Source organism: Ideonella azotifigens, from assembly GCF_006519715.1.
In the GTDB taxonomy this organism is placed as follows: domain Bacteria; phylum Pseudomonadota; class Gammaproteobacteria; order Burkholderiales; family Burkholderiaceae_C; genus Ideonella; species Ideonella azotifigens.
The window spans coordinates 1-6,867 of sequence record NZ_VIDT01000273.1 but is presented as its reverse complement, the minus strand read 5'-3'; the positions used below and the strand labels follow the sequence as shown (position 1 = coordinate 6,867).

General features: G+C 67.9%; 7 protein-coding genes. 3 read left to right on the top strand and 4 right to left on the bottom strand.

Annotation, left to right across the window (positions count from 1 at the left end; all coding sequences use genetic code 11):
• Positions 1–1,945: hybrid sensor histidine kinase/response regulator (locus FKP22_RS16575; RefSeq protein ID WP_141288561.1), on the top strand; the 1,945-nt coding region annotated here is incomplete at its 5' end.
• 86 nt (positions 1,946–2,031) lie between these two features.
• Here the strand turns inward: FKP22_RS16575 and FKP22_RS16570 are convergent.
• The 4 genes from FKP22_RS16570 to FKP22_RS16555 all read right to left on the bottom strand — a co-directional run bounded on the left by FKP22_RS16570 (position 2,032) and on the right by FKP22_RS16555 (position 5,232).
• Complete coding sequence (locus tag FKP22_RS16570; RefSeq protein ID WP_211361434.1) at positions 2,032–2,298, bottom strand: RES family NAD+ phosphorylase; 267 nt, start codon at positions 2,296–2,298, stop codon at positions 2,032–2,034.
• Positions 2,295–2,750, bottom strand: a complete 456-nt coding sequence (locus FKP22_RS33450) for an Xre family toxin-antitoxin system antitoxin (protein WP_141288560.1) — start codon at positions 2,748–2,750, stop codon at positions 2,295–2,297. Before FKP22_RS33450 ends, FKP22_RS16570 begins: the two co-directional genes overlap by 4 nt.
• Before the next feature lie 83 nt (positions 2,751–2,833).
• Positions 2,834–4,387 (bottom strand): methyl-accepting chemotaxis protein, encoded by a 1,554-nt coding sequence (locus tag FKP22_RS16560; RefSeq protein ID WP_141288559.1) that lies wholly within the window; start codon positions 4,385–4,387, stop codon positions 2,834–2,836.
• 146 nt (positions 4,388–4,533) lie between these two features.
• Positions 4,534–5,232 (bottom strand): TetR/AcrR family transcriptional regulator, encoded by a 699-nt coding sequence (locus FKP22_RS16555; RefSeq protein ID WP_141288558.1) that lies wholly within the window; start codon positions 5,230–5,232, stop codon positions 4,534–4,536.
• 135 nt (positions 5,233–5,367) lie between these two features.
• On the opposite strand from FKP22_RS16555, the gene FKP22_RS16550 reads away from it, so the two are divergent.
• Together FKP22_RS16550 and FKP22_RS16545 are read left to right on the top strand one after the other, a co-directional pair.
• Positions 5,368–5,796, top strand: coding sequence for a DUF2147 domain-containing protein (locus FKP22_RS16550; RefSeq protein ID WP_231011697.1), 429 nt, complete (start codon positions 5,368–5,370; stop codon positions 5,794–5,796).
• Positions 5,797–5,826: 30 nt separating this feature from the next.
• A complete protein-coding gene (locus FKP22_RS16545; protein ID WP_141288557.1) occupies positions 5,827–6,711 on the top strand; it encodes a TorF family putative porin in 885 nt (294 codons plus the stop codon).
• Positions 6,712–6,867 lie beyond the last annotated feature (156 nt).

Sequence of the window (6,867 nt, the reverse complement as noted above, 5' to 3'; positions counted from 1 at the left end):
GCTGCGCCGGCTGATGGGCACGCCCGAGGCCTTTGCCAAGCTGCGGCAGCTCCAGGCCGACCTGCCGCAGGTCGACGTCATCAGCGTCGCGCTGGCCGGCGGCGAGCTGATCAATTTCTCGCGCAGCTTCCCGCCGCCCCAGATCCAGCTCGGCGACCGCGACTACTTCGCGGCCCACGTGGCCGACCCCAGGCTCAAGCTCTACCTGTCGGTGCCGGTGCAGAACCGCGGCAACGGCAGCTGGACCTTCTACATCGCGCGCAAGGTGGCCAATCCGCAAGGCCGCATGATCGGCCTGGCGCTGGTGGGCATCGAGAGCGACTATTTCGGCGAGTTCTACCGCTCCATCAACCTGGGCCAGCGTGAGCCCACGTTGACGCTGCTGCGCCCCGACGGCAGGGTGCTGGCCCGCTATCCGACCAGCGACGCGCTGATGGGCCAACCGGTGCCCGGCGTGGCCCAGCGCCTGGCCGCCATGCCGAATGCCGGCGGCAGCACCGTCACCGAGGTGCTGCGTGGCCCGCGGCCCAGCAACCCCAGCGACACCCGGCTGCGCATCGTCAGCGCGACCATGTCGCCGGCCTACCCGCTGCTGGTCACGATCACCGGCTCCGAGACCCTGGTGCTGGCACGCTGGCAAGAAAGCGCCAGCTGGATCGGCGCCTTCATGCTCGCGGCCACCGCGGCGCTGCTCGCGCTGAGCGCGGCGGTGCACCGTCTGCTGACGCGCCAGGCCCTGGCGCTGGGCCAGCTGATGGTTACCCAGCGCGAGGCCAACGAAGCGCGCAACGCGGCGGACGACGCGAACCGTGCCAAGTCGGCCTTCCTGGCCAGCATGAGCCACGAGATCCGCACGCCGCTCAACGGCGTGCTGGGCATGGCCGACCTGCTGCTGCACACCGAGCTCACGCCGCGCCAGCGAGAGATGGCCCAGGCCGCCTATGGCTCGGGCGAGCTGCTGCTGAAGCTGGTCAACGACGTGCTGGACATCTCCAAGATCGAGGCCGGCGCGGTTGAGCTCGAAGAGATTGCGATGGACCTGCGGGGGCTGATCAACGAGACGTTGCAGGTGTTTGGCGTGCAGGCCCGGCGCAAGGGCATCGAGCTGTCCGGCGAGCTGTCGCCAGACTTGCCGGCTGCCGTGCTGGGCGACCCGGTGCGGCTGCAGCAAGTCTTGTCCAACCTGCTCAGCAACGCGCTGAAGTTCACCGAAGCCGGCCAGGTGCGGCTGGCGGTACGGCCGCTGCCAGGCGAGCAGCCCGGCAGGATCCTGCTGCAGTTCCGCGTGCAGGACAGCGGCATTGGCATCGACCCCTCGGCGCTGCCGCGGCTGTTCCGGCCCTTCAGCCAGGCGGACCGCTCGACCACCCGGCGCTATGGCGGCACCGGCCTTGGCCTGGCCATCGCCCAGGAGCTGGTGCACCTGATGGGGGGCCGGCTGGAGGCCAGCAGCGAGCCCGGGCGTGGCTCGGTTTTCCTGGCCACCTTGCCAATGACGCTGGCCGCCATTTCAGCGCTGCCGGTGGTGCTGGCCGAGACGCCGGCAAGCCCGGCCGAGCAGCCGCGCCGCTTCCAGGGCCGGCGCGTGCTGCTGGCCGAGGACAACGCCGTCAACGCGATGGTGGCGCGGGCCATGCTGGAAGACCTGGGGTTCGAGGTCTTCGAGGCCGCCAACGGCAGGCAGGCCGTGGAGATGGCGCTGCGCCACGATCATGACCTGGTGCTGATGGACTGCCTGATGCCGGAGATGGACGGCTTCGAGGCCACGCGCCGGCTGCGCGAAGCCGGCCTGAACGATTTGCTGATCATTGCCCTCACCGCCAGCGCCATTTCCGGCGACATGGAGCAGTGCATCGCCGTCGGCATGAACGCCTACCTGGCCAAGCCGGTGACACGTTCGGCACTGGAAAGCATGCTGGACCTGTGGATGCCCGCGGCAGCCTGAATCAGGGCGCCTGGCTCATCGCCGCACGTTTCGCGTCAAAGGCGGCAGGCTTTGGAAAATCCAGGGCCGAATTCTCCCGAATAGCCTCACGTCAAGCCGGCTGCGACCCCAAATTTCAGAAAAGCCGCGGGTCGAACTGACTGCCGGTACTGTGGGTGGGCCGGGTTCAGCAGCAGGTTCATCTCCAACGGCGCGACGAACGAAGGGACCCACAGCGCCAGGCTCGCGCCCGATTGCAGCCAGGCCATGCCGATGCGCTGGCTGATGGACTGGTCGTCACGCCAGTTCGCCAGCAGGGCCGAAGGGGCGGGCTGTGGCGCGGGGCAGTGGCCGATCCGCCAGACGCTGGTCAAGCCGCGCCGCCGTACTTGATGGCCAGCAGAAGGTCCCTGACGCGCTCGCCGCCGAAGGAGGTCTTGGCGGCTTCCAGCGGGCTGTCGCCTTCGAGCAGCGGGTTTGGTTTGCCCAGCCAGGCCATCGCACCCGCCGGGCACTCGAAGGTGTCCAGCGCCAGGTGCTGCAGTTCCAGCAGGCGCGACATGCTTTCGGCCGAATGGGTGGGCAACGGACGGTCGCTGGCGATCAGGCGGGCGGCTGTCGTGCGGTCCAGGTCGAGGTATTCGGCCAGCGCACCTTTGCCCAGGCCCAGGTATTTGCAGACCGGATCGATGGCCCGGCTGGAAATGCCCTGCTTATCCAGTTTGTGGTCCAGCTCCGGGCCAATCAGGAGGCCGGCCGCATCAGCCTCGGGCACGGGGTAGCGCTTGCGTGCCTCCTGCACTTGCAGTGGTGCCAGGGACAACAAGGCGGTCAGGATTGCAACATGATCTGTGCTCGGCCCTTGGCGCCACCGGTGATGCCTTGCGGCGGCCCCTGGGCGCCCGTCGGTCAGGCCGCCAGCTGGAAGCGGCGCACCGAGTGGGCCAGGCGTTCGGCCTGCTGGCTCAGCGCTTGCGCCGCGGCAGCGCTCTGCTCCACCAGTGCAGAATTCTGTTGGGTCATCTGGTCCAGTTGGGTCACGGCGATGTTCACCTGGCCGATGCCGTCGTGCTGCTCACCGGCAGCAGCAGAGATCTCGCCGATGATGTCCGAGACGCGCTGCACCGAGCCCACCAGCTCCTGCATCGTGCGGCCTGCATCCGCCACCAGCGCGGTGCCGCTGTCCACCCGCTCTGCCGAGGCGCCGATCAGGGCCTTGATTTCCTTGGCAGCCTGGGCCGAACGCTGGGCCAGCGTGCGCACTTCGCTGGCCACCACGGCGAAGCCGCGGCCCTGCTCGCCTGCGCGGGCCGCTTCCACGGCCGCGTTCAGCGCCAGGATGTTGGTCTGGAAGGCAATGCCGTCGATCACGCCGATGATGTCCACCACGCGCTTCGATGAGCTGTTGATGTCGCCCATGGTGGCGACTACCTGGGAGACGACAGCGCCGCCGCGGGCAGCCACTTCGGCGGCCGAGGCGGCCAGCTGGCTGGCCTGCCGGGCGTTGTCGGTACTGTGGCCCACGGTGGCCGTCAGCTGCTCCATGGCCGAAGCGGTTTCCTGCAGGTTGCTGGCGGTCTGCTCGGTGCGCAGGCTCAGGTCCTGGTTGCCGGAGGCGATTTCACGGCTGGCAATGCCCATGCTGTCGGTCGAATCGCGGATGCCATGGATCATCTGGGCCAGGGCATTGCGCATCTGCGCCAGCGCGGTGAGCAACTGGCCGGTTTCGTCATGGCGGGCGGGCGGCGCGCTGCCCTGCTCTCGCAGGTCGCCAGCGGCCACGCGCTGGGCCTCGGCCACGGCATGTCGGAGTGGCCCGGTCACGCTGCGGGTGATGGACCAGGCGCAGAACATGCCCAGGATCAGCGCCAGGCCGCCCAGCGCCAGCAGATGCTGGCGGGCCGCAGCGGCGTCTTTGTCGATGTCGGAACGCAAGCTGTCGATCTGTGCCCGCTCCGCATCCAGCAGGCCTTGCAAGGTTTCGAGATAGGCCTTGCCTGCGGGCATGAAGCTGCGCTCGAACAAGGCTTCGGCCTGGCCCGGGTCCTGGGCCTTGGTGGCGACGATCTCGTCGCGCGCTGCGACATAGCGCTTGCGCACCGTCATCACCTCTTGGTAGAGCTGGCGTTCCTGGTCGCTGCGCAGCAGCGCTTCCAGGCGCTGCGTCAGCTCGGTGATCTTGGTCGTGGCCTCCTTGTTCTCGGGCGCAAAGAAGGCAGCCAGAGAGGGGTCGGCGCTCTTCACGATCGCGGTGGTGCGGCGCACGCTGGTATGGATGCCCCGATACCAGTCGGAAACGATGCGCTCCTTGGCCAGTGGCTCGTCCATCATGTTGTGCATCGCGCGCATGGTGCTGTCCAGTCGCCACCAGGCGCTGGTGGTGATCACGATCAGCAAGGTGAGGACGGCGGCGAACCCCAGGCTGAGCCGGGTGCCGATTTTCCAGTGGGTCCAGGTGTTCATTGGGGCGCCTCTTTGGACAGCGTGTGTGGGGGAACCCCAGCATGCAAGCGGGCATGCATCAGAGCTTTCACCGCTATCGGCGCCTGTTTTCCAAGCTTGAGCAAGCTGCTCGGTCTTGGAAGCTTGAGTCCCCAATTTGTGGCGGATCAGGCCTTGTTTCGACCCGCCAAGGCGGTGCGGCGAGCGGCTGGCCTCTTCGCCAGCCCGGGCCGGATGCGTTCCAGGTGGCTGAGCAGCATGCCGGCCACGGTGCGGGCCACGGCCTGTTCGTCCAGGGCTTCGTCGAACAGCATTTCGACGGTGGCATAGATCAGCTCCACGACGATGCGGCTGGCCAGCCGCAGCTCGGCCTTGTTGGCCTGCGGCAGCGCCTGCGCCAGCAGCTCGGTCTGGGCCGCGGTGACTTCGGCATGCGAGGCCAGGCGCACCTGCTGCAGCGCGGGCACCGCGCGCAGCGCCCGCATGATCCACACGCCGCCCACGGTCTGCGCGGTGACGCGGTAGGTGTCCAGCACCAGGCCGGCCACCGCGTCTTCCAGCGCCTGCGGGCTGCCGGCAAACAGCTCGACGCTGATCCAGCGGCCCACCAGCTCGTTTTGCTGCTGCATCAGGCGCTGGCCGAGTTCGGACAGCAGTGCGTACTTGTTCGGGAAGTAGCGGTACAGGGCCGGTGGGCTCAAGCCGGCGCGCTCGCACACCAGGTTGGTCGACAGGCGCTCGATGCCCACGTCGGCCAGCGTGTGCGCCGTGACTTCCAGGATGCGCTCGTAGGTTTCCGTGGCGCGCGCCTGCGCGGGCTGTTTCTTGGTCGCCAGCGAAGGCGCGGGTTTGCGGGTAGCGGGCATCGGGTTCAGCAGGTCTGTTCGGGATTGTCCCAGCGAAAGGACGCCGGAAGAGTAGACAAAAACGATAGTCATCGCTATAAACTAGCCATGACTACCTGATGACGTTCTGATCCACCTCAAGCCTGGAGCGTTCCGATGCCAAAGATGTTTTGTTCGGTGCTGTGTTCGCTGGTGTCTGCGCTGGCCGGCGCGTCCTGTTGGGCCGCGGGGCCGGAAGAGGCCCAAGGCCTGTGGATGACGGCCGAGAAGGACGCGGTGATCGAGTTCAAGCCCTGTGCCGACCAGGCCGGCGCGCTGTGCGGCCGCATCGTCTGGGACAAGGACGCCGGCACGCCGGCCGACACCTGCGGCGTGCAGATCGCCCAGCTGGCGCGCTACGAGAACGAGGCCTGGCGCGATGGCTGGGTCTACGACCCGCGCGACAAGAAGAAATACAAGGGCGTGGTGCGCATCAAGTCGGGCGACCTGGCCATCCGCGCCTTCGTGGGCGTGGAGGTGCTGGGCCAGACCGAACTGCTCAAGCGGGTTGCCGCGCTGCCCGCGGCCCCGGCCTGCAAACCCTGACCTGTCCACCCACCGGAGGAGACGACATCCATGCCCACGCCCCGTTTGCTCATCGCCGCCCTGGCCCTGGCCCTGCCCTTGGCCGCGGCCTTGCCGGCGCACGCGGAGTCCGACACCGCCAGCTTCGCGGTCGACACCTCGCTCAAGCTCAGCTCGGACCAGCGCACCCGCGGCATTTCCGATTCGCTGAAAAAGCCCGGCCTGCGCCTGAGCGTGGAGGCGGCGCACGAGAGCGGGCTGATCGGCCTGATCGAGGTGGCGACCGTCAGCAAGAAGCAGTTCCTCGAAGGCGACGGCCTGGGCTTCACGGTGGCCGGTGGCTACCGCTTTGGCGACCCGGAGGGCTGGCACTTCGGCCTGGGCCTGGCGACCGAGTTTTTCCCTGGCGCGAAGTTCGACGCACCGCACGGTTTCGACTTCGAGACCTTCACGCCCACCGACGTGCGCAGCAGCAACTTCAACAGCAAGTTCGCGGTGCTGGAGATCAACTACGGCGAGCTCGAAGGCCGGGTGCTGAACGTCATCTCCAAGACCTATCGCGGGGCGGACACCGGCGGCGTCTGCGGCACCATGCTGGCGCTGAACCCGGACCCGACGCCAGGCCTGGCCTGCTACGCCCGCGGCGACCAGAACTCGCGCGGCAGCTGGCTGTTCGACCTGGGCTACAAGTTCAACCTGGCGCCTGCCACCACGCTGAACCTGCATGCCGGCCTGCAGAAGATCAAGCACTTCAAGGAAGCCGATTTCTCGGACTACAGCATCGGCATCACCCACAAGCAATGGGGCTTCGAGTGGAACGCCGACTGGATGACCAGCAACACCAAGGCGCGCGAGCTCTACCTGGCGGTGGACGGTTCCAAGCTGCGCGCCACCGACGACAACCGCTTCGTCGTCTCGGTGCTGCGGCGCTTCTGATCCTGGTCACCCGCTGTCCATGCCACCGCTCTCCGATGCGCGCCTGATCCTCGCGGTTGACCTCGGCACCTCCGGCTGCAAGTGCGCGCTGGTCTCGCTGGACGGTGTGGTCGTCGCCTGGGCGTTCCGCCCGGTGGCGCTGCGTGTGCAGGGTGC